This window comes from Agromyces sp. 3263, from assembly GCF_031456545.1.
Classification (GTDB): Bacteria; Actinomycetota; Actinomycetes; order Actinomycetales; family Microbacteriaceae; genus Agromyces.
In genome coordinates this window covers 723,174-745,465 of the sequence record NZ_JAVDUV010000002.1, presented here as the reverse complement: position 1 = coordinate 745,465, position 22,292 = coordinate 723,174, and the positions used below count along the sequence as shown (strand labels likewise).

General features: G+C 70.4%; 16 protein-coding genes. 15 read left to right on the top strand and 1 reads right to left on the bottom strand.

Going from position 1 to position 22,292, the window contains the following annotated elements; all coding sequences use genetic code 11:
• The first annotated feature begins 100 nt into the window (after positions 1-100).
• From J2X63_RS16770 to J2X63_RS16700, 15 genes are all read left to right on the top strand, one after another.
• Complete coding sequence (locus tag J2X63_RS16770; RefSeq protein WP_309979317.1) at positions 101-994, top strand: protein phosphatase 2C domain-containing protein; 894 nt, start codon at positions 101-103, stop codon at positions 992-994.
• Entirely contained in the window at positions 975-2,096 is a 1,122-nt protein-coding gene (locus tag J2X63_RS16765; RefSeq protein ID WP_309979316.1) for an FHA domain-containing protein, read from the top strand. The genes J2X63_RS16770 and J2X63_RS16765 overlap by 20 nt, the downstream gene beginning before the upstream one ends.
• Positions 2,096-3,829, top strand: a complete 1,734-nt coding sequence (locus J2X63_RS16760; protein ID WP_309979314.1) for a serine/threonine-protein kinase — start codon at positions 2,096-2,098, stop codon at positions 3,827-3,829. Before J2X63_RS16765 ends, J2X63_RS16760 begins: the two co-directional genes overlap by 1 nt.
• Positions 3,826-4,557 carry a hypothetical protein gene (locus J2X63_RS16755; protein ID WP_309979312.1) on the top strand — a complete coding sequence of 244 codons (732 nt, stop codon included), beginning with the start codon at positions 3,826-3,828 and terminating at the stop codon, positions 4,555-4,557. Before J2X63_RS16760 ends, J2X63_RS16755 begins: the two co-directional genes overlap by 4 nt.
• A 203-nt stretch (positions 4,558-4,760) precedes the next feature.
• Positions 4,761-10,073 carry an Ig-like domain-containing protein gene (locus tag J2X63_RS16750; protein ID WP_309979310.1) on the top strand — a complete coding sequence of 1,771 codons (5,313 nt, stop codon included), beginning with the start codon at positions 4,761-4,763 and terminating at the stop codon, positions 10,071-10,073.
• Between the two features lie 22 nt (positions 10,074-10,095).
• The gene (locus J2X63_RS16745) at positions 10,096-11,064 is read left to right on the top strand and encodes a MoxR family ATPase (RefSeq protein ID WP_309979308.1); all 969 of its coding nucleotides are present in this window, start codon (positions 10,096-10,098) and stop codon (positions 11,062-11,064) included.
• A complete protein-coding gene (locus tag J2X63_RS16740; RefSeq protein WP_309979306.1) occupies positions 11,061-12,359 on the top strand; it encodes a DUF58 domain-containing protein in 1,299 nt (432 codons plus the stop codon). Before J2X63_RS16745 ends, J2X63_RS16740 begins: the two co-directional genes overlap by 4 nt.
• Positions 12,356-14,686, top strand: coding sequence for a transglutaminase-like domain-containing protein (locus J2X63_RS16735; protein WP_309979304.1), 2,331 nt, complete (start codon positions 12,356-12,358; stop codon positions 14,684-14,686). Before J2X63_RS16740 ends, J2X63_RS16735 begins: the two co-directional genes overlap by 4 nt.
• A 9-nt stretch (positions 14,687-14,695) precedes the next feature.
• Positions 14,696-15,298 (top strand): FHA domain-containing protein, encoded by a 603-nt coding sequence (locus tag J2X63_RS16730; protein ID WP_309979302.1) that lies wholly within the window; start codon positions 14,696-14,698, stop codon positions 15,296-15,298.
• 118 nt (positions 15,299-15,416) lie between these two features.
• A complete protein-coding gene (leuC, locus tag J2X63_RS16725; protein ID WP_309979300.1) occupies positions 15,417-16,877 on the top strand; it encodes a 3-isopropylmalate dehydratase large subunit in 1,461 nt (486 codons plus the stop codon).
• 2 nt (positions 16,878-16,879) lie between these two features.
• Positions 16,880-17,500 carry a 3-isopropylmalate dehydratase small subunit gene (gene leuD / locus J2X63_RS16720; protein ID WP_309979298.1) on the top strand — a complete coding sequence of 207 codons (621 nt, stop codon included), beginning with the start codon at positions 16,880-16,882 and terminating at the stop codon, positions 17,498-17,500.
• Positions 17,497-18,867 (top strand): UDP-N-acetylglucosamine 1-carboxyvinyltransferase, encoded by a 1,371-nt coding sequence (murA, locus tag J2X63_RS16715; RefSeq protein WP_309979296.1) that lies wholly within the window; start codon positions 17,497-17,499, stop codon positions 18,865-18,867. Before leuD ends, murA begins: the two co-directional genes overlap by 4 nt.
• 7 nt (positions 18,868-18,874) lie before the next feature.
• Positions 18,875-19,651 (top strand): lysophospholipid acyltransferase family protein, encoded by a 777-nt coding sequence (locus J2X63_RS16710; RefSeq protein WP_309979295.1) that lies wholly within the window; start codon positions 18,875-18,877, stop codon positions 19,649-19,651.
• Entirely contained in the window at positions 19,644-20,780 is a 1,137-nt protein-coding gene (locus J2X63_RS16705; RefSeq protein WP_309979293.1) for an NAD(P)H-dependent glycerol-3-phosphate dehydrogenase, read from the top strand. The genes J2X63_RS16710 and J2X63_RS16705 overlap by 8 nt, the downstream gene beginning before the upstream one ends.
• Positions 20,680-21,771 (top strand): D-alanine--D-alanine ligase family protein, encoded by a 1,092-nt coding sequence (locus J2X63_RS16700; RefSeq protein WP_309979292.1) that lies wholly within the window; start codon positions 20,680-20,682, stop codon positions 21,769-21,771. Before J2X63_RS16705 ends, J2X63_RS16700 begins: the two co-directional genes overlap by 101 nt.
• Here J2X63_RS16700 and J2X63_RS16695 read toward each other — a convergent pair.
• Positions 21,768-22,268, bottom strand: coding sequence for a DUF3515 domain-containing protein (locus tag J2X63_RS16695; protein ID WP_309979290.1), 501 nt, complete (start codon positions 22,266-22,268; stop codon positions 21,768-21,770). The genes J2X63_RS16700 and J2X63_RS16695 overlap by 4 nt on opposite strands.
• Between the last annotated feature and the right edge of the window lie 24 nt (positions 22,269-22,292).

Sequence of the window (22,292 nt, the reverse complement as noted above, 5' to 3'; positions counted from 1 at the left end):
GGTCCGCAGGACCCGCCCGGAGTTGCTAGCGTGGGGAGGCGGCGCCTGGGTGGGGCGCCCGGGCCGGGGAGCCCGCAGGCGAGTTGCGACGAGGAGAACCGTGTCCGCTGATGGCGAGGACATCGTCCGACTCCCGCGCGGTTCCGCGGTGATCGCCCACAGCGCGCAGAGCGACGTCGGTCGTGTCCGTAGCGTGAACGAAGACGCGTTCCTCGCGGCGGCACCGGTCTATCTCGTGGCCGACGGCATGGGCGGCCACGCGCGAGGCGATGCAGCGAGCCGAACGGTGGTCGAGACCTTCCGCCGTCACCTCGAGGCAGGCAGGCCGTCATCGCCCGAGCAGGTGCTCGACGCCATCCACAGTTCGAACGACGCCGTACGGGCCCTGAGCGCCGAGGGCGAGGAGGGCACCGCCGTCGCCGGCACCACGCTCACGGGCATCGCGCTCGTCGACGCGGGCGACGGTGCGGGCTTCCACTGGATGGTGTTCAACGTCGGCGACTCGCGGGTCTACTCGTGGGACGGACGCACGCTGCAGCAGTTGAGCGTCGATCATTCGGCAGTGCAGGAACTCGTCGACGCCGGCCTGATCAGCGCCGACGATGCCGAGCGCCATCCCGACCGCAATGTGATCACTCGAGCGATGGGCGCCGACGAGGTGGTCGATCCCGACGTCTGGCTCATCCCCGCCGCCGGCCGCCAGGTGTTCCTGATCTGCTCGGACGGCCTTTCGAAGGAGGTCGACGACGAGCAGCTCGCCCAGGTCCTCGCCGGCGATACCGGGCATGCGGCGGGCCTCGCGGGCGAGTTGGTCGATGCCGCGCTCGAGCACGGCGGTCGTGACAACGTCACGGTCATCGTGGTCGAGTCGCAGCTCGGCGATGACGACGATGACGATGAGACCACCCGCGACCGAACCGGCTCGTTGTCACGTGCCGCCGAGGACACGACGCCCCGCAGCGGGGGAGGGCACCATGGCGACGTATCGGCCTGACCCCTCGGGCGCGTGGCTCGCTGCCGTGCGCGGGCGCGTCGCCCTCCTGGCTCCGATCACTGCAGCCGACGCGGTGGCGGCGGTGTGGGCCGAGCTCGGCGCCCCCGATCCGACGCCGCAGGTGCTCGACCGGCTCACCGCGTCGGGCCTCGCGGCCACGCCGCCGTTCGCCCTCGTCGTGCGCGGCGACGGCCGCAGCTCGGCCAGGGTCGTGGCGCGCGGGCCCGTCCGCGTGGTGATCGGCGACACCACGGTGTCGGGCGAGGGCGTCTCGACCTGGGCCGAGCGGCTCATCGACGGGGTCGAGGGCGAGGTGCGTCTCGAGTCCGTCGATGCGGCGCCGTCCGACGAGCGTCCTCACCTCCCGCTCGTCGAGGGCGTCGTGTACGCGCTCGCCGTCGCGACCGACACGGCCGGGCCGGTCGCCGCCGCGGCCTTCCCGGTCAGCCCTGCTGCCGCCGCGGCACCTGAGCCCGCGACGGCCTCCGCCGTACCGGTCGCGGTGCCCGCTGCCACGCCGACTCCCGCGCCGGTCTCGGTCGCCTCCCCGGCCGAGCAGACCATGGTGCCCGTCGAGGACACCATCGCCACGCCCAAGCGGTCGGCGCCCGTGACCCGGCCGACTCCGGCAGCTCCGGCTGAGCTCGAGGGCGACCACGACGGCCTCACCGTCGCAGGCATCGACCTGCAGCGGCTCCGCGCCCAGCGCTCAGCTCGCCCGGCCACGGCCATGCCCACGCCTCCGTCGGGCATCACGGTGTCGCCCTCGGCGTCGCTGCGCATGCCCGACGGCAGCCTCGAGCCGATCGGCCACGAGGTCGTGCTCGGGCGCGCGCCGAGCGTGAGTCAGGTGTCGGGCGGGCGCATCCCACGGCTCATCACGATCGGAGCCGGCGACCCCGACATCTCACGCAACCACCTGCGCGTCGCGATCGAGGGCGACACCGTCGTGGTGACCGACCTGCACTCCCGCAACGGCACGCATGTCGTGGCGCCGGGCAAGCCCCCGGTGAAGCTGCGGGCAGGCGAGCCCACGCCGGTCCTCACCGGTACCGTGATGGACCTCGGCGGGGGCTGGACGATCCAGGTCGTGACCGAGTGATGCGTCGAGCCCCGTCCACGCCACCCGACCTGCCCGGATACACGGCGCTGCAGCTGCTCGGTTCCGGTGGGTTCGCCGACGTGTTCCTCTACGAGCAGCGACTGCCGCGACGCAAGGTCGCGGTGAAGGTGCTCCTCACCGAGGAGCTCGGTCGCGACACCCGCGCCCAGTTCGTCGCCGAGGCCAACCTGATGGCGCAGCTGTCGACGCATCCGTTCATCGTGACGATCTTCCATGCCGACGTCTCGGCCGACGGCCGCCCCTACTTCGTCATGGAGTACTGCCCGGGGCCGAGCCTCGCCGAGCGCTACAAGCGCGAGCGGTTCGCCGTCGAGGATGCGCTGCGCACCGGCATCCGCCTCGCCGGCGCGGTGGCCACGGCGCACGCCGCCGGCATCCTGCACCGCGACATCAAGCCGGCCAACGTGCTGACGAACGACTACGGGTGGCCCGCCCTCACCGACTTCGGCATCTCATCGAACCTCGAGGGCGAGTTGCCGGTGCACACGATGACGTCGCCCGTCGACGCGTCGTCGACGTCCTCCGGCCAGTCCGCGGTCGGCATGAGCGTGCCCTGGTCGCCGCCCGAGATGTTCGAGGACGACCCCAAGCCCGACCAGCGCAGCGATGTCTTCTCGCTCGCCGCGACGGTGCACTCCCTCCTCGCCGGGCGCACGCCGTTCGAGATCCCGGGGCGACCCAACGGGTCGCTCGACCTGATCGGGCGCATCGAGCGGGGAGCGATCACGCCGATCGGCCGTGACGACGTGCCGCGCAGCCTGACGGGCGTGCTGGCGAAGGGCATGGCGACGCGCCGCGAGGACCGCTATCCCAGCGCGGTGGAGTTCGCCAGGGCACTCCAGCGCGTCGAGCTCGAACTCGGCTACCCGGCGACCACCATCGAGGTCCCCAACCTCGCTTCCGAGCGACAGGCGCCCGTCGAGGACGGCGCCGACGAGACGCGCGCCCGCGCGGTGCGATCGGTCGAGGCGCAGCCGGCTGCACCGTCCCGGCCGACAGCCGTTCCCGGTGAGGACGACGCCACCCGCGCTCGCACGCCACGTCAGGTCGAGGCCCAGCCCGTCGCGGCAACGGCCGCGACGCCCGACGAGGGCACGATCGTTCGCGCGCCGGTCGCGGTGGCGGGCACGACGGCGAACCAGGTCGACCAGACGGTCATCCGCCCGCGGGGGCGCTCCGCGCAGGCCGCGGCGCCCGCCGCCGAGGCTGCTGCTGCCCCGACGGTCGACGCGACGCAGCTGCGCGGCCGCGGTGCGGCGGCATCCGACCTCGCCGATGACATGCGCACCCAGGCGCGCCCCCGTCGATCCCGTGTCGGCGCCCTGGTCGCCATCGTGGCGGCGATCGTCGTGGTCGTCGTGATCGGCATCGCGGTGGCCCTCTCCGGCACGCTCGAGCAGCCGTCGGCCGATCGCACGGCCGCCCCGTCGGGTGAGGACGCGATCCTCGCCGCCACCGTGCCCGCGCCCGTGGTGCAGCCGGGCGTGACCTCGGCCGACGGCGCCAGCGTGTCGTTCGCGGTCTCGCACGACGATGCCGAGGAGGGCGACCGGTACCGCTGGCGACGCGCCGACGGCTCCGGCGCGATCGCGGTCGCCGACGGCCCGACGATCATCGTCGACGGGGTGACGGCAGGCGAGCGTGTCTGCATCGAGGTGCAGGTGCAACGGGGGAGCAAGACCTCCGAACCGGTCACGGAGTGCACGGCATGAGGCCCCTCAAAGTCGAGTACTGCGGCGAGTGGTACACCGTGAACGAGGGCGAGGCCTTCGGGATCGGGCGCGAGTCCGACCTGACCATCGACGACAACCCCTACCTGCATCGCACCTTCCTGACGCTGTCCAGCGAGTACGGCCTCTGGTGGCTCTCGAACGTCGGCCAGCTCCTCTCGGCGACCGTCTCGGACGCGACCGGCAGCGTGCAGGCGTGGGTCGCGCCGGGGGCGAAGCTGCCGCTCGTCTTCCAGACGGTCCACGTGATGTTCAGCGCAGGCTCGACCACCTACGACTTCACCATCCACGCCGAGGAGGACTTCTACAACACCTCCCTCACGGCGAGGCCGGCCGACGGCGGCACCACGATCCTCCCGGTGACGCTCACGACGAGCCAGCGGCTCCTCGTCGTGGCGCTCGCCGAGCATGTGCTGTCGCAGCCGTCCGCCGGCAGGTCCGTGGTGCCCACCTCGGCCGAGGCGGCGGCGCGCCTCGGGTGGAGCATGACCACGTTCAACCGCAAGCTCGACAACGTCTGCGAGAAGCTCGACAAGATCGGCGTCGACGGGCTCCGGGGCGGCCGCGGCAGGCTCGCGACCAACCGGCGTGCGCGGCTCGTGGAGTACGCCGTCGCAACTCGGCTGGTGAGCACCGACGACCTGACGCTCCTCGACGGCGCCGACGATGGCCCCGACGGAGACGCCGAGGGCACCGACCCGGCCGCCTGACCGCGCGAGCCCGCCCTCCCGGCGCGGAACGCCGGGACCTCCCATCGACCCAGCTGGAAGCGCCCGGCACGTCCCCCGGGGGCGGGTGACATGGGGATCTCTCCCCATGTGGCCCGTCGGAAGGTCCGTGTTACCGTGTACCCCGGTGTGGGGAGAGAACCGACGCCATGCTGCGTCGGTGCGAACAGGTCAGGGAGTCACGGGTGGGAGTGTTCACTTCGTGGATCCGTGCGCGGAAGACCACCGCGACCATCACCACGCTGGCGCTGATCGCCGGTGTTCCACTGGCCTTCGCGGTGCTGCACCAGGGCTTCCCGGTCACCGATCCCGACCTTCGCGCCCGCGACGTCTGGGTGACGAACGCGAAGGACCTGCTGGCAGGTCGACTGAACCGTCCGATCGGTGAACTGGATGCCGCGGTCAGCACGGCGACGAATGAGTTCGACGTCTTCCAGGACGGCGACTCGGCCTTCCTCTACGACCGCAGCATCGGATCCATCGAGCGCATCGATCCGTCGTACACCACCCTGACGGAGCGGATCGACGTGCCGCCGGGGTCCACGGTCGCCTACGGCGGGGACGTGCTCGCCGTGCTGTCGCCGAAGGGTGAACTCTGGACGGTCCTCGCCGGTGGATCGCTGTCCTTCGACGCCGTCGGCACCGACCCGCTGCTGAAGCTCGGCGAGGATGCGGAGATCGCGGTGAGCTCCAAGGGCACGGTCTTCGCCACCAAGCCGTCGAAGGGTTCGTTGTACCGTATCCCCGTCGACGGCGGTGATCCGGTCAGTACGCCCATCCCCAAGCTCACCGACCACCAGCTGGCAGCAGTCGGCGAGCGGGCGGTGGTGCTCGACACCGAGAAGGACCACCTGCTCGTCGACGACCGGTCGATCGAGCTCCCCGAGGCGGGACTGCGGCTGCAGCAGTCCGGCGCGGAGCACGACATCGCCTACGTGGCATCCGGCGGCGGACTGATGTCGGTGCCGCTCGACGGGGGAGACGTCGCCGTCACCTCCAACGGCGCGGATGCCCTGGCCGACGGTGCCGACGACGTGGCGGCGCCCGTGTGGCTCGATGGCTGCGCGCACGGCGCCTGGGCGACCTCCGCCCGGTACCTCGTGGAGTGCGACGGCGCGGAGCCCGAGTCCCAGCAGATCGACCAGCCCACCGCCGGTTCGCGCCTCGAGTTCCGCGTGAACCGTGACGTCATCGTGCTGAACAACCTCTCGAACGGCAACTCGTGGCTGGTCGACTCCGACCTGCGCCTCGTCGACAACTGGGAGGAGGTCACGCCCCCCGAGGAGTCGGAGGACGAGGAGGGCGACGAGAAGTCGTCCCAGCAGAACTTCGAGGACACGCTCGCGGAGCGCGGTCCGATCAACCGTCCGCCGCTCGCGCGCGACGACGAGTACGGCGTGCGTCCCGACCGCACCACGATCCTCGAGGTGCTCGAGAACGACACCGATCCCGACGGCGACGTGCTCACCGTGGCCGGGCTGCCGACGGTGAGCGGCGCGTCAGGTCGGCTCGAGCTCATCGACGGCGGTCGCGCGCTGCAGTTCACGCCCGACGAGGGCGCTGCCGGCACGGCCTCGTTCCGCTATTCGGTATCCGATGGGCGGGACGGCGTCGCCGAGGCAAACGTCGACGTCCGCATCACCCCCGACAGCGAGAACGAGGCGCCGGTCTCGCTGCGCAACGGCGCCACCAGTGTCGAGCAGAGTCGCCAGATCTCCTACAACGTCCTCGCGGACTGGAACGACCCAGACGGCGACGACGTGTACCTCGTGAACGCCTCCCCCACCAGCGGCGACTCGGTGCGGTTCAGCCCCGACGGGCTCGTGACCTTCGAGCACCAGTCCGGCGAGCTCGGCGTCAAGGAGGTGCAGTACATCGTCTCCGATGGCCGCACCGAGGCGGCCGGCATCCTCACCGTGGAGGTGAAGCCGACCGGCACGCTGAACCCGGTCGGAACCCCCGACTTCGCCCAGGTGTTCGCGGGCGAGACGTTCGCCATCGAGCCGCTCGCGAACGACCTGTCGCCTTCCGGAGCGCCGCTCTCGTTGATCGGCGTGGAGGAGACACCCGAGAATGCGGTCATCACCCCGAACCTCGAGCGCGGTACCATCACCTTCTTCGCCGATGTGCCCGGCGAGTACGTGTTCCTCTACAACCTCGCCGCGGACACCGCCGTGAGTGTCGGGCTCATCCGCGTCCAGGTGACGGAACCGCCCGCGGAGGCTCCCGAACCGATCGCCGTCAAGGACGTCGCCTACCTGCGCCCCGGCGAGCCGACGACGGTGCCGCTGCTCGCCAACGACGTGTCACCGTCGGGTCGCGTGCTCGCCGTGCAGTCGGTCGACGACACCGCCACCGATGATCTCGTCTCCGTGGAGATCCTCACCAACACCGTCGCCAGGGTCACCGCATCCGAGGCGATCGATCGCCAGCTCCAGTTCGAGTACACGATCTCCGACGGCGTGAACACAGCGACGGCCACCGTCGCCGTGGTCCCCGTGCCACCGCTCGTCAAGCACCAGCCGCCCGTCGCGCTCGATGACAGTGTGAACGTGCGAGCCGGCGATATCGTCACGGTGCCGGTGCTCGCGAACGACTACCACCCTGACGCGGCCGCGATCCACGTCCTCCCCGAACTCGCGGACACGACGGCGGCCGACGGACTCGCCTTCGTGAGCGACGAGTCTGTCAGGTTCCAGGCACCCGAGGCTCCGGGTACTTACACGACCGTCTACACGATCGGCGACGACTTCGAGCAGACGGCCAGAGCGACGGTGCGATTCACGGTCGTGGGGCCAGATCCCGATGGGAACCGTGCGCCCCTGCCAACCCCGCTCACGTCTCGCACGTTCGAGGGCTCCGCAGTGAAGATCGACGTCCCGCTCGACGGCATCGATCCCGACGGGGACTCCGTGGTGCTCACGGGCATCTCGTCGGCGCCGTCGCTCGGACGTGTCGTCGAATCGACAAGCACCTCCATCACCTACGAGGCGCTCACGGGGTCGGCGGGAACCGATACCTTCGAGTACGAGGTGCAGGACACCGGTGGTGCGAAGGCCACAGGCATCATCCGCATCGGCGTCATCCCACGCCCGGCGGTCCAGCTTCCGCCGAATGCCGTCGACGACACGATTGAGATGAAGCCTGGCCGAACCGTCGGTGTCGAGGTGCTGTTGAATGACTCGGATCCGTCGGGCTATCAGTTGCACGTCGCCGACCTCCCCGATGTCGACGAGGGCATCGATGCCGAGATCCGCGATCGTCGACGCGTGGTCGTCACCGCGCCCGAGGTGGAGGGTGCGTACACCCTTCGATATGAGATCTCCAACGGCCATGGCGGTGCCGATGCGGCGTTCCTCCAGATCGCCGTCTCGAAGAACGCGGTGGTCCTGCCGCCTACCGCCGAGGATCAGGTCATCGAGCCCGAGCAGGTCATCGAGGGCGACCCGGTGAACGTCCGGCCGCTCGCCGATGCCACCAACCCGGGTGGTCTGGTCGAGGACCTCGAAGTGACCGTGGACGGCCCCAATGCCGGCCGGGCTGAGATCCTTGCGGACGGCAGCATCGACGTGAAGCCGGGGAACCGGCGTTACGCGGTCGCATTCCGGCTCACGAACAACCTCGACGATCTCGACGCCATGGCCTTCGTCATCGTGCCCCCCATTCCCGGTGGCGACACGGCCACCCAGGAGACCCAGCGCCCGAAGACGCCCGAGGAACTCGCCGCGGAGGAAAAGGCGAAGTTCCCGGCCCCGCACCTCGCCGACATGCCCCCGGTCGTCGTGCCGATGAACGGGAGCATCACCTGGAATGTCAACGACATCGTCGTCGTCCCGTCCGGCCAGCCTGCCCTGATACTGTCAGCGTCGGCGACCAACGCGAGGGAGGCGCCGTTCGTCGACGGGAAGACTCTGCGGTTCGCTCCCGAGCAGGACTATCGGGGTTCCGCATCCGTCACGTTCCAGGTCACGGACGGCACGGGCGCATCCGATCCGATCGGACGCGTTGCGATCCTGACGATTCCGATCACCGTGGGCGACCCGAACTTCAACGACACGCCACCCACCTTCACGCCCCGCACGGAGACCATCGAGGCGGGTGAGACGCCGCTGGCCATCGACCTGCGCTCCTCGAGCTTCCAGCCGAACCCCGACAACATCCAGCGCATCCAGTACACGAACCTGCGCGGAACGACGTCCGACATCCAGGCCCAGATCACCGACGGCACCCTCACGGTGTCGGCCCCGCTCGGCGTGCAGCCCGGCACGGCCGCGCATCTCACCTTCGACCTGAAGTTCGAGTCGTTCACGGTGCCGGGGTACGTCGACGTGAAGGTGGTGTCGTCGACGCGCGCCAAGCCGATCGCCACCGACGACGGTCCGATCGAGATGATCCGCAGCCAGTCGGTTCCGGTCGACGTGCTCGCCAACGACTTCAATCCGTTCAACGCCGAGGGCAAGCCGCTCCGTGTGGTCGCGGCCGCGGTCGACTCGGCGAACGTCGGCTCGAACGCCTCGGTGAGCTTCACCTCCACCGGTATCACCGTTCGCACCGGATCGGCATTCACCGGGGAACTGAGCGTGATCTACCGGATCGGCGACGCGACCATGGATCCAGCGCGAGAGGTCCAAGGTCGGGTCTCCGTGATCGTGCGCGACCGGCCAGACGCGCCCACGATGACGAGCATCGTGGAGGGCAACGGCAACGTTCAGCTCAGCTGGCGGGCGAACGCGACGAACAACTCGCCAATCACGCAGTACATCGTGACCTGGAGTGGTGGCGGCGGCGGCCAGGCCGTGTTCGGCCAGGGAGCGGCCGGAAGTGCACAGACGATCGGCAACCTCGCGAACGGCACGAGCTACACGTTCACCGTTCGCGCCGAGAACGCCAAGGGAGTGTCCGACGCGTCCAACGCCGTCAGCGGCGTGCCGTATGGCAACCCAGGCCCGCCTCGCAGTGTCACGCTCAACGCATCGCAGAACGGCAGCGGTGCCCTCTCACTCGACTGGGCCGCTCCCGCCGACAACGGCGGCCGTGCGATTCAGCGCTATGAATGGGTGTTCCGCGAGGGCGGGAGTGCCTCGGGTACCACCAGTGCCACGGCGGCCAGCGCGAACGGCTCGAACGGTACGACGTACCGATACGAGGTCCGCGCCTGCAATGCCCGCGGATGCGGACCATGGGAGACCTCGAATCGAGCCACGCCGACCGCCCCTCCGCCGACGGTCAGCCTGAGCAAGGGCGCGCGGGTCGGCTACTACAGCGGCCAGTACGGCTACTGCGCCGGCGATTGCTGGCACTACAACGTGACGGTCGACAACTTCCCAGACGGCACCGCGACGGGCAAGGCGTACTGCAACGGCGGCGAGCTGAACACCGTCATCCGGATCAACGTCAGCGGCGGCCGAGGCAGCTACACCGGCAAGTTCCCCGATTCATGGTGCGGCTACGACAACGCGTACGTCATCATCGGCGGCGTCCGCAGCAACACATGGTGAGCAGCGAGAAAGAGACGAACGAATGTCAGTAACGCAAGAACAGGCCCTCTGGTTCCAGGACGCCTTCTCGAAGCTCGTCGACAACGTCGACCAGGCGATCCTCGGCAAGCGCGAGGTCATCGAGCTCGTGGTCACCGCGCTACTCTCCGACGGCCACGTGCTCCTCGAGGACTTCCCGGGCACCGGCAAGACGGTGCTCGCGAAGGCGCTGGCCAACACGCTCGACGGCACGAACTCCCGCATCCAGTTCACGCCCGACCTGCTGCCGTCCGACGTCACCGGCGTCACCATCTACGACCAGGGCAAGGGACGCTTCGAGTTCCACCACGGACCGATCTTCGCCTCGATCGTGCTCGCCGACGAGATCAATCGCGCGAGCCCGAAGACGCAGTCGTCGCTCCTCGAGGTCATGGAGGAGGGCAAGGTCACCGTCGACGGCGTGAGCTACGACGTCGGCAGCCCGTTCATGGTGATCGCCACGCAGAACCCCGTGGAGCAGGCCGGCACCTACTCGCTGCCCGAGGCGCAGCTCGACCGCTTCCTCATCAAGACCTCGCTCGGCTACCCCGATCACGACACGGCCGTGACGCTGCTCCTCGACTCGGCGAACCGCGCACGCGCGTCCAAGGTGTCGCCGATCATCGCCTCGAGCTCGGTGAACACGATGTCGCAGCTCGCCTCCGACGTCTACGTCGACGCAGCCGTGCTCTCCTACCTCAACGAGATCGTGTCGGCGACCCGGGCGCACCAGGACTCGGCGCTGGGCGTCAGCATGCGCGGCGCCCTGGCGCTCGCCCGCACGGTGAAGACGTGGGCGATCGCCCACGGACGCACGTACGTGACACCCGACGACGTTCGGGAGCTGGCCGTCCCCGTGCTGGCGCACCGCATCATCGTCGACCCCGAGTCCGAGTTCGCCGGCGTCACCGCGGAGGACATCGTCAGCCGCGTGCTCGTGGACATCGCGCCCCCGGCCTACCGGGCGGCATGACCGCCGAACCCGGCGCGCAGACGACACCCTCGCAGACGCGCATCGCATTCCGCGCGGTCGGGCGGTCGCTCGCGGCATCCGCCCGGTCGATCGCCGGCCGGCTCGCGCACGTCGCGCGCGCCGTCGCGGAGTTCTGCGCACCGGTGACCGGCGTGGTGTCCACGGTCGGATGGCTCGTGCTGGCGGCCGCGGCGGTGTCGCTCGTGATCGCCTTCACGTTCGGCTGGATCGAGTTCGCCTTCCTCGGGTTCACGCTGCTCGCCGCGGTGCTCGTCTCCGTCGCCTTCGTGTTCGGCCGCATGCACTTCCGGGTCGGCATCCAGCTCCAGCCCGCGCGCGTCGTCGCGGGGGAGCGGGCGTTCGGGCGGCTCCTCGTGACCAACGCGGGGGCCACGCCCTCGGCGCCGTCCCGCATCGAGCTGCCGGTCGGAGCGGGCCTCGCCGAGTTCGTCGTCCCCTCACTCGCTCCCGATGCGGAGCACGAGGAGCTGTTCGCGGTTCCGACGAACCGACGCGCCGTCATCATCGCCGGGCCGGCCGTGTCGGTGCGCGGCGACCAGCTCGGGATCCTGCGCCGCATGGTGCGCTGGACCGACCCCGTGGAGCTGTTCGTGCATCCGGTCACCGCTCGGCTCCGGCCGTCCGCGGCGGGCCTCGTGCGCGACCTCGAGGGCGAGATCACCAAGGTCATCACGAACAACGACATCTCCTTCCACGCCCTGCGGGCCTACGAGCCCGGCGACGCCCTGCGGAACGTGCACTGGCGCACCTCCGCGCGCACCGGGCAGCTCATGGTGCGCCAGTACGAGGAGACGCGCCGCTCGCAGCTCGTGCTCGTGCAGGTGACGGAGCGCGCCCGGTACGCCTCGGATGACGAGTTCGAGCTCGCCGTGTCGCTGCTCGCCTCGATCGGCGTGCAGGTCATCCGCGACGCGACGCGCCTCGCGGTCGTCACGGAGTCGATCGCCCTTCGCACCGCGACCCCGACCGTGCTCCTCGACGATTCGTCGCGCATCGAGCCGGTCGAGCGGCGGTTCCCGACCGTGCGCGACTTCGTGCGGGACGCCACCAAGCGCCTCCCGGCACCGAGCGTCGTGATCGCCGTCGGCGGCTCCCTCCTGCCGGTCGCCGAGTTCCGTTCCATCGAGACCCTCTTCGGCGCCGACACGGTCACGATCGCGTTCCGCGTCGAGCTCGGCGCATCCAGCACCATCACGAAGGTCGCGGGCACCACGGTCGTGACCGTCGGCGACCTGGCCGACCTGCCGCGACTGGTCAGGAGGGTCCGGCCGTGAACCGACTTCCCCGCAACGTGACGAGCGACATCCTCGTCCTCAGCCTGCTGTCCGTGCTCGGCATCATCGGGTACGAGACGTCCTTCGGCGACCTGAACTTCATGCTCGCGGCGGGGGCCGGACTCGTCGTCGGCACCCTCGTCGCCGTCGCGGGCGCCCTGTGGCGGCTCGGCGTCCTGACCACGGTGCTCGTCGGCCTCGCAGCCTACTTCCTGCTCGGCAGTCCGTTCACCATGCCCGGGGAGGCGCTCTTCGGCGTGCTGCCCTCGCTCGCGTCCCTCACGGGGCTCGCATTCGGCGCGGTGTACGGCTGGGCCGACATCGTCACGATCGGCACGCCGGTCGAGGCGCCCTACTACGTCGCCGTGGTGCCGTACTTCGCCGCCTGGCTCGTGTCGCTCGTCGGCACGATGCTCGCCACGCGCTGGCTCCCGAAGCGCCGCACGGCGCTCCGCGCGAGCGTGCTCCTCATCGGCCCGATCGTGCTCTACCTGTCGGGGATCCTGCTCGGCACCGACGAGGCGTTCTTCGCCGGGGTCCGCGGCGTCTCCTTCGCCGTCATCGCCCTCGTCTGGATCGCCTGGCATCGCGGAACGACCGTCGAGGCGAGTGGGGACGGTGCCAGGCGCCTGCGCCGCCAGAAGGTCGTCGGCACGGCCTCGGTCGTCGTGGGGGCCGTGGTCGTGGGCGCGCTGGCCGGGGCAGCGGTCGCGCCGGTGTCGCCCGAGCGCTTCGTGCTCCGCGACGAGATCGTGCCGCCGTTCGACCCGCTCGAGTTCCCGAGTCCGCTCTCGGGTTTCCGGAAGTACACCAAGGACCTCGTCGAGGACACCCTGTTCACGGTGCGGGGACTCGAACCGGGCGACACGGTGCGCCTCGCCACCATGGACGCCTATACGGGCCGCCTCTGGAACGTCGCCGGCCCCGACGACGTGGGTGCGGACGGCGGCGGCTACGGCATCGTCGGCGAGTCCCTTCCCGAGCCCGAGCTGGCCGAGCTGGGCTCCGCACGTGACATCGAAGTCGAGGTCGGCGAGTACCACGACGTGTGGCTCCCCACAGTGGGGTACGGCAGCTCCCTCCGCCTGCTCGACCAGGGCAGCGCCGAACGAGCCGGGGACCTCCGCTACAACCCGGCGGCGGGAACGGCGGTCCTCACGAGCGGCGTCGCCGCGGGCGCGCGCTACGAGTTGCGCGCCAACGTGCAGGTGGAGCCCGACAGCGATGAGCTGATCGACGTGCCGGTGGCCGACATGACCCTTCCGGTCGTCGAGAACTCGCCCGACGTCGTCGCGGCGAAGGCCTCCGAGTTCGCCGGTGATGCGGCGAGCCCGATCGAGCAGCTCCGCGCGATCGAGCGGGCGCTGAAGACCGGCGGATTCCTCAGCCACGGCCTCGCCTCCGACGCCGTGCCCTCCCGTGCAGGCCACGGCGCCGACCGCATCACCGAGCTCTTCACGCGCTCGCAGATGGTCGGCGACGCGGAGCAGTATGCCGCGGCGATGGCGCTCATGGCACGGTCGCTCGGCTATCCGGCCCGCGTGGTGATGGGGTTCGCGCCCGACATCGCGGACGGCCAGGAGGAGGTCGACGTCGTCGGCGACGACGTGACCGCTTGGGTGGAGGTGCCGTTCGAGGGTGTCGGCTGGGTCTCGTTCCGCCCGACGCCCGACAACATCGACGTCCCGCAGGAGCAGACCCCGAAGCCCAAGTCCGAGCCGCAGCCCCAGGTGCGCCAGCCCCCGCGTGCGGAGCACAGCGAGGACGAGCTGCTGACCACCGTCGAGATCGACGAGACGGACGACGACGACAAGGACAAGCCGTTCTCGATCCCGGGCTGGGTCTGGGTCACGATGGCGGCGGTCGGCATCCCGGCGGCGCTCGTGTTCCTCCCGATGCTCGTGGTCGGATTCGTCAAGGGGGCTCGCCGCCGCCGCCGCCGGTCGGGGCCCAACGACCGGCAGAGCGCCGCCGCGTGGGACGAGCTCGTCGACCGCTACGCCGAGCTGGGCTTCGAGCCTCCCGAGCGAGCGACGAGGCTCCAGGCCGCGCGCATCCTCGAGCAGCAGTTCGACGAGCAGGGGCTGGGCGCGATCGCGCGATCGTCGGCAGCGGCGACGGATGCCTCGGCCGCGGCGCCGGTGCCCGTGCGGCTGTCGACGCTGGCGGCGACCATCGACCGCGACGTCTTCGACGGGGCATCCGTCGACGACGAGGCCGTCGAGCGGCGCTGGACGGAGGCGGATGCCGCGACGGCGGTCGTGGCGAGTGCGGCCGGCCGGGTGCGCCGATTCGTGAGCCGGTACCGGATCCGCCTGCGTCGGTAGAGTGGAGCGGTGGCTGAACCGGACTTCATCGTCCCCCCGCCGGGGCTGATCCCGGCTGCGCCCGAGCAGCCCGCGCGGCCCGAGCGCACCGACCCCGACCGCACCGTTCGAGCCGTGCCCGCCCGGGTGCTGCCGACCTTCGCCCCGCCCACGGGGCCGGTCGCGCCGCGCGCGCCGCTGCCGCCACTGCCCCCGGGGCCGCCGAGCGCGGCCGTTCCCGCCGCCCCGCCCGTGCGGGTCGACGCGCCCACGCCGACCCCGCAGCCGGGCGCCTGGCGCCTGCGCACCGCCGACGGGCTCGAGGTGCTCCTCCTCCGTCCCGTCGTGCTCGGCCGTGATCCGGTCGCCGATGCCGGGAGGCCGGGGGCGGCCACGATCCGCCTGGTCGACCCCGCCCGGTCGGTGTCGAAGACGCACGCGCTCGTCGAGGTCGTCGACGAACGCGTCACGGTCACCGACCTGCATTCGACGAACGGCAGCCGCGTACTGACGCCCGCGGGCGACGAGGTGGAACTCGACCCCGGGCTGGCCTTCGGGGTCGTCGGCGGGTCGACGATCCTGCTCGGGGAGTTCGCCGTCACGCTGGATCGGGCTCCGCTCAACTCGGTGTAGCCTGAGAGGGTGCGCGCTTCACGACTTCTTCTTCGGTGCCGCGGCGGGGCCTCGTTCTAGGCCGATCCCGTCGCGGAGTCCGTTGTCGGCTGACCACAGATTCTGAGGAAGCGAACGCATGAACGCAGCATCCACCATCCCCGCGAACACCGACGGGGCACGGCCTCGTACGCTGGCCGAGAAGGTCTGGGACGCCCATCTCGTGAAGAAGGGCGAGGACGGCACTCCCGACCTCATCTACATCGACCTGCACCTCGTGCACGAGGTCACGAGCCCGCAGGCCTTCGACGGCCTCCGCCTGGCCGGCCGCCCGGTGCGTCGTCCCGATCTCACGATCGCGACGGAGGACCACAACACGCCGACGCTCGCGATCGACCGTCCGATCGCCGATCCCACGAGCCGCACGCAGATCGAGACGCTTCGTCGCAACGCGAAGGAGTTCGGCATCCGCCTGCACTCGCTCGGCGACGTCGAGCAGGGCATCGTGCACGTCGTCGGCCCGCAGCTCGGCCTCACGCAGCCGGGCATCACCGTGGTCTGCGGTGACTCGCACACCTCGACGCACGGCGCGTTCGGAGCGATGGCGTTCGGCATCGGCACGAGCGAGGTCGAGCACGTCATGGCCACGCAGACGCTGCCGCTGAAGCCGTTCAAGACCATGGCGATCAACGTCGAGGGCGCGCTCCGTCCAGGCGTCACGGCGAAGGACATCATCCTCGCGGTCATCGCGAAGATCGGAACGGGCGGCGGGCAGGGCTACGTGCTCGAGTACCGCGGCAGCGCCATCCGCGCACTCTCGATGGACGGCCGCATGACGATCTGCAACATGTCCATCGAGGCCGGCGCGAGAGCCGGCATGGTGGCTCCGGATGCCACGACCTACACGTATCTCAAGGGCCGCGCCCATGCGCCGGCCGGCGCCGACTGGGACGACGCGGTCGCCTACTGGGAGACCCTCGCGACCGACGAGGGTGCGGAGTTCGACGCCGAGGTGTTCATCGACGCCGACACGCTCGAGCCGTTCGTGACGTGGGGCACGAACCCCGGCCAGGGCGTCTCGCTCTCCGAGTCGGTGCCCGACCCCTCGTCCATCGACGACCAGCACGAGCGTGCGGCCGCCGAGCGGGCGCTCGAGTACATGGACCTCGCGCCCGGCACTCCGCTGAAGGACGTGCACGTCGACGCGGTCTTCATGGGCTCCTGCACGAACAGCCGGATCGAAGACCTCCGCGCGTTCGCGTCGATCGTCAAGGGCAAGCGCAAGGCCGACGGCGTGCGCGTCATGGTGGTGCCGGGCTCCGCCCGGGTGCGCCTCGAGGCCGAGGCCGAGGGCCTCGACAAGGTGTTCGAGGAGTTCGGCGCCGAATGGCGCTTCGCCGGGTGCTCGATGTGCCTCGGCATGAACCCCGACCAGCTCGCTCCGGGCGAGCGCTGCGCGTCCACGTCGAACCGCAACTTCGAGGGGCGGCAGGGCAAGGGCGGTCGCACGCACCTCGTGTCTCCGCTCGTCGCGGCGGCGACGGCCATCCGCGGCACGCTGTCCAGTCCGTGGGACCTCGAGCAGGAAGGGGCGCGCTGACCATGCAGAAGATCAGCACCGTCACCGGCACCGCCGTTCCGCTTCGCCGCTCGAACGTCGACACCGACCAGATCATCCCCGCGGTGTTCCTGAAGCGGGTCACGAAGACCGGCTTCGACGACGCCCTGTTCTACGCCTGGCGGCAGGATCCCGACTTCATCCTGAACCAGGAGCAGTACCGCGGCGCCCGCATCCTCATCGCCGGTCCCGACTTCGGCACGGGGTCGAGCCGCGAGCACGCGGTCTGGGCGCTGCGCGACTACGGCTTCGACGTGGTGATCAGCTCGCGCTTCGGCGACATCTTCCGGGGCAACTCGGGCAAGCAGGGCCTGCTCGCGGCACAGGTCGCGTACGAGGACGTCGAACGTCTCTGGGAGCAGGTCGAGGCCGACCCGGGAATACCCGTCACGGTCGATCTGGTTGAGCGTACCGTGAGCGTCGGAACGCTCACGGTGCCGTTCGACATCGACGACTACACTCGGTGGAGGCTTCTCGAAGGGCTCGACGACATCGGGCTCACCCTGCGGGACGAGGAGTCGATCGCCGAGTTCGAGTCACATCGAGAAGCTTGGCGGCCGAAGACCCTCCCCATCCGGGAGCCGGCAGAATCAGGGAGTCTGTGAACACGCTCGGGCAGGACGCCAAGAACCATGGAACGGCAGTCGGACTGAATGTCGACCGCATCACGATCAACGGCGGCAAGCCCCTGCGGGGCCGCATCGAGCTGAAGGGCGCCAAGAACCTCGTCACGAAGGCGATGGTCGCGGCGATCCTCGGCGACACGCCGAGCGTGCTGAAGGACGTCCCCAACATCAGCGACGTCCGCATCGTGCGCGGCCTCCTCGAGGTGCACGGCGTGAGCGTGACCCACGGCGTCGACGGGGGCGAGCTCATCCTCGACCCGTCGGCGGTCGAGACGGCGCACATGGCCGACATCGACGCGCACGCGGGCTCCAGCCGCATCCCGATCCTGTTCTGCGGGCCGCTGCTGCACCGCCTCGGCGAGGCGTTCATCCCCGACCTCGGCGGATGCCGCATCGGCGACCGCCCCATCGACTACCACCTCGAGGTGCTGCGCAACTTCGGCGCCATCGTCGAGAAGCTCCCGAGCGGCATCCGGATGTCGGCGCCCAACGGACTCCACGGAGCCAAGGTCGCCCTGCCGTACCCGAGCGTCGGCGCCACCGAGCAGGTGCTGCTCACCGCAGTGCTCGCCGACGGCATCACCGAGCTCTCGGGTGCCGCGATCGAGCCCGAGATCATGGATCTCATCAACATCCTGCAGAAGATGGGCGCGATCATCACGGTCGACACCGACCGCGTCATCCGCATCGAGGGCGTCGAGAAGCTCGACGGCTACACGCACCGCGCGCTCTTCGACCGCAACGAGGCCGCCAGCTGGGCGGCCGCCGCCCTCGCCACCGACGGCGACATCTTCGTCGGCGGCGCGCGCCAGGCCGAGATGCTCACCTTCCTCAACGTCTTCCGCAAGGTCGGCGGCGACTTCGAGATCCAGGAGGACGGCATCCGCTTCTTCCACCCGGGTGGCGACCTCAAGCCGGTGATCATCGAGACCGACGTGCACCCCGGCTTCATGACCGACTGGCAGCAGCCGCTCGTGGTCGCCCTGTCGAAGGCGAACGGCGTCTCGATCGTGCACGAGACCGTCTACGAGCAGCGCTTCGGCTTCGTCGACGCGCTCGTCGAGATGGGCGCATCGATCGAGGTGCACAAGGAGTGCCTCGGCGCCGGGGCGTGCCGGTTCGGCCAGCGCAACTTCCAGCACTCGGCCGTGATCTCCGGCCCCGCGAAGCTGCACGGCGCCGACATCGAGGTGCCCGACCTGCGCGGCGGCTTCAGCCACCTCATCGCGGCGCTGACCGCCGAGGGCCGTTCGACGGTCTCGAACGTGGGCATCATCGCGCGCGGGTACGAGAACTTCATCACGAAGCTCGAGCTCCTCGGGGCGGACTTCGAACTCGAAGGATAATGGGGGAGTGCCCCACCATCCTCCGGCGTCCGACGCTGCACTGAAGCCGCGTTCCGAGAAGCGGCGACCCTCGTTCTTCTGGTTGCTCGCCGTTCTCGTCCTCCCGCTGTTCAACCTCGTCGTGCGCTTCCGCTTCCACCATTCCGAGCGGATGCCGCAGGCCGGCGCCTTCGTGCTCGCGCCGAACCACTACAGCGAGATCGATCCCGTCGTCATGGGCGTCGTCTGCTGGAAGCTCGGTCGCGCGCCGCGGTTCCTCGCCAAGGCGTCGCTCTTCAAGAACCCCGTGCTCGGCTGGTTGCTGCGCACCTCCGGCCAGATCCCCGTGGAGCGGGCGGGCAGCAAGAGCCATGCCGCCCTCCGCGCGGCCGAGGACCTCGTGGCGAAGGGTCGCATGGTCGTCGTCTACCCCGAGGGGTCGCTGACGCGCGAGCCCGACCTCTGGCCGATGCGCGGCAAGACGGGCGCCGTGCGCATCGCGCTCGAGCGCGACATCCCGATCATCCCGGCCGCGCACTGGGGCACGCAGGAGCTGCTGCCGCGCTACGGCAAGAAGCTGAGCCTGTTCCCGCGCAAGACGATCGACGTGATCATCGGCGAGCCGCTCGACCTCAGCGCCTACCGCGGCAAGCCGCTCGACCAGGCGTCGCTGCTGAAGGCGACGGGCGAGCTCATGGATGCGATCGCCGGTCTCCTCGCCGAGGTGCGTGGCGAGCCGGCTCCGCCGGAGCGCTGGGATCCTGCGGCCCACGGCCAGAAGGAGACGGGGCGACTCGATGGCTAGGGCGTCCGCGAAGAAGGCGCCCGGCAAGCGCGTCGCCGTGCTCGGCGCCGGCAGCTGGGGCACGACCTTCGCGAAGATCCTCGCGGATGGCGGCGCCGACGTCGTCATCTGGGCGCGCCGGCCCGAGCTGGCCCGCGAGATCCAGGAGGGCAAGCGCAACAGCGACTACCTCCCCGGCATCAACCTCCCGCTCGGGCTCCGCGCCACGAGCCGCCTCGACCTCGCACTCGCCGGCGCCGAGCAGGTGTACGTGTCGGTGCCGAGCCAGGCGCTCCGCGACAACCTGAAGGTCGCGGCGCCGCACCTCCACGCCGAGGCGACCGTGGTGTCGCTGATGAAGGGCGTCGAGAAGGGGAGCGGCCTGCGCATGAGCGAGGTCATCGCCGAGGTGCTGAGGATCGACGAGTCCCAGATCGCCGTGATCTCGGGGCCCAACCTCGCGCTCGAGATCGCGAAGGAGCAGCCGACGGCGGCGGTCGTCTCGTCGACGAGCCTCGAGACCGCCCAGGCTGTGGCATCCGTCGCCCGCAATCGGTACTTCCACTCGTTCGTGAACACCGACGTCATCGGCACCGAGTTCGGCGGGGTGCTGAAGAACCTCATCGCGGTCGCGATCGGCATCGTCGACGGCGCCGGCTACGGGGAGAACACGAAGGCGTCGATCATCACGCGCGGCCTCGTCGAGATGACGGACTTCGCGGTCGCGTTCGGTGCGCACCCCGAGACGCTCTCGGGTCTCGCGGGTCTCGGCGACCTCATCGCGACGAGCCAGTCGCCGCTCTCGCGGAACAACACCGCCGGGCGGCTGCTCGGCCAGGGCTACCACCTGAATGACGTGGTGAACCAGATGCAGCAGACCACCGAGGGCCTCGCCTCCGTCGCGCCGATCCTCGAGCTGGCGCGCGCCAAGGGCGTCGAGATGCCCATCGTCGAGCAGGTGCGGCAGGTACTGGCCGGCACGCTCGATCCCAAGGACATCGCACCGCACCTCACGACCGACGACGAGCCCCAGGGCGAAAGGACATTGGATGGACAAGCTCAGGGTGGTTCTCCTGTTCGGCGGGCGCTCAAGCGAGCATTCGATCAGCTGCGCAACAGCGGGAGGAGTGCTCCGGGCGATCGACCGTGACCGCTACGAGGTGATCCCCGTCGGGATCACCCGCGACGGCGCGTTCGTGCTCGAGGCCGACGACCCCGATCGGTTCGCCCTCGATCCCGAGCACCTCCCCGAGGTCGTCGACAACGGCACGCGCGTGCGCTGGCCCGAGAGCACCGCTTCGCGGGCGCTGACGGTGACGGATGCCGCGGGCGAGCGCTCGCTCGGCGACGTCGACGTGGTGTTCCCGATCCTGCACGGCCGGTTCGGCGAGGACGGCACGGTGCAGGGCCTCCTGGAGCTCGTCGGCCTGCCGTACGTCGGGAACGGCGTGCTGTCATCGGCGATCGGCATGGACAAGCACGTCACGAAGACCGTGCTCGAGGGCGCGGGCATCCAGGTGGCGCCCTGGGTCACGCTCACGCGTGCGGGGCTGGCATCGGACCCCGAGCTCTGGAAGCGCAGGGTGCACAGCCTGGGCCTGCCGGTGTTCGTGAAGCCGGCTCGGGCGGGATCCTCCGTCGGGGTGAGCAAGGTCGCGGACTGGGCGGAGCTGCACGAGGCCCTCGACACCGCGTTCGCGGAGGACCGCACCGTCCTCGTCGAGTCGGCGGTGGTCGGCCGCGAGATCGAGTGCGGCGTGCTCGAGGGTCGCGAGGCGGGCGAGGTTCGCGTGAGCGTCGCGGGTGAGGTCGTCGTCACGGGCCGAGACTTCTACGACTTCGAGGCGAAGTACCTCGACGCGCCCGGCGTCGACCTGATCTGCCCGGCCGATCTCGGCGACGGCGAGCTGTTCGAGCTGCAGCGGGTCGCGCGGCGGGCGTTCGAGGCCATCGGGGCCGAGGGGCTGGCCCGCGTCGACGTGTTCCTCACCGACGACGGCTACGTCGTCAACGAGGTCAACACGATGCCCGGCTTCACGCCCATCTCGATGTTCCCGACCTGCTGGCTCCAGACGGGCCTGAGCTACCCCGAGCTCATCGACGAGCTGATCCAGGTCGGCCACGCCAGGGGCGCCCGCTAGCCGGCGTCGTCGAGGCCGACGCAGCCGCCCTCGGCGGGGATGACGCCGACGGCGGCCGAGAGGTCGGAGATCGCGGTGGTGCCCGAGACCGCCTCGTTGTCGATGAGCACCTCGACGGTGGGCGTGCGGCCGTAGGTCGTGAAGAGGTAGTTCGGGGCATCCGACTCGTCGATGACCCAGTCGACGCCGTCGACGCTGACGCAGCGGTCGGTGGTCGGGCCGAGCGGCTCGACGCCGCATCGCAGCAGTACGGACGCGGGCTGGCCCCACGCGCCGGTGCCCTGTGCGTCGGTGTCGCGCTTCTCGAGCCCGGCGACGGTGTCGGGCAGGCGCACGACCACGGCGGCGCAGTCGGGGTCGCTCGCCGACGGGGCGGCGTCGAAGGCGACGGCCTGGCTGCATCCGGCGAACGCGACGGTCGCGGCGAGGGCGAGACCGCCGGCGAGGGCGACCCGCCGCAGCCCGCGGCGCGAGGGGGAGGCGTCTGGGTGGGGCATCCGGATCAGGCTACCGTGAGTGGC

What these genes read in the sequence shown, in the direction of transcription:
- J2X63_RS16765 (WP_309979316.1), top strand. Translation starts at nt 975, where the DNA reads ATGGCGACGTATCGGCCTGACCCCTCGGGCGCGTGGCTCGCTGCCGTG.
- J2X63_RS16760 (WP_309979314.1), top strand. Translation starts at nt 2,096, where the DNA reads ATGCGTCGAGCCCCGTCCACGCCACCCGACCTGCCCGGATACACGGCG.
- J2X63_RS16755 (WP_309979312.1), top strand. Translation starts at nt 3,826, where the DNA reads ATGAGGCCCCTCAAAGTCGAGTACTGCGGCGAGTGGTACACCGTGAAC.
- J2X63_RS16745 (WP_309979308.1), top strand. Translation starts at nt 10,096, where the DNA reads ATGTCAGTAACGCAAGAACAGGCCCTCTGGTTCCAGGACGCCTTCTCG.
- J2X63_RS16740 (WP_309979306.1), top strand. Translation starts at nt 11,061, where the DNA reads ATGACCGCCGAACCCGGCGCGCAGACGACACCCTCGCAGACGCGCATC.
- leuC (WP_309979300.1), top strand. Translation starts at nt 15,417, where the DNA reads ATGAACGCAGCATCCACCATCCCCGCGAACACCGACGGGGCACGGCCT.
- leuD (WP_309979298.1), top strand. Translation starts at nt 16,880, where the DNA reads ATGCAGAAGATCAGCACCGTCACCGGCACCGCCGTTCCGCTTCGCCGC.
- J2X63_RS16705 (WP_309979293.1), top strand. Translation starts at nt 19,644, where the DNA reads ATGGCTAGGGCGTCCGCGAAGAAGGCGCCCGGCAAGCGCGTCGCCGTG.
- J2X63_RS16700 (WP_309979292.1), top strand. Translation starts at nt 20,680, where the DNA reads ATGGACAAGCTCAGGGTGGTTCTCCTGTTCGGCGGGCGCTCAAGCGAG.
- J2X63_RS16695 (WP_309979290.1), bottom strand. Translation starts at nt 22,268, where the DNA reads ATGCCCCACCCAGACGCCTCCCCCTCGCGCCGCGGGCTGCGGCGGGTC.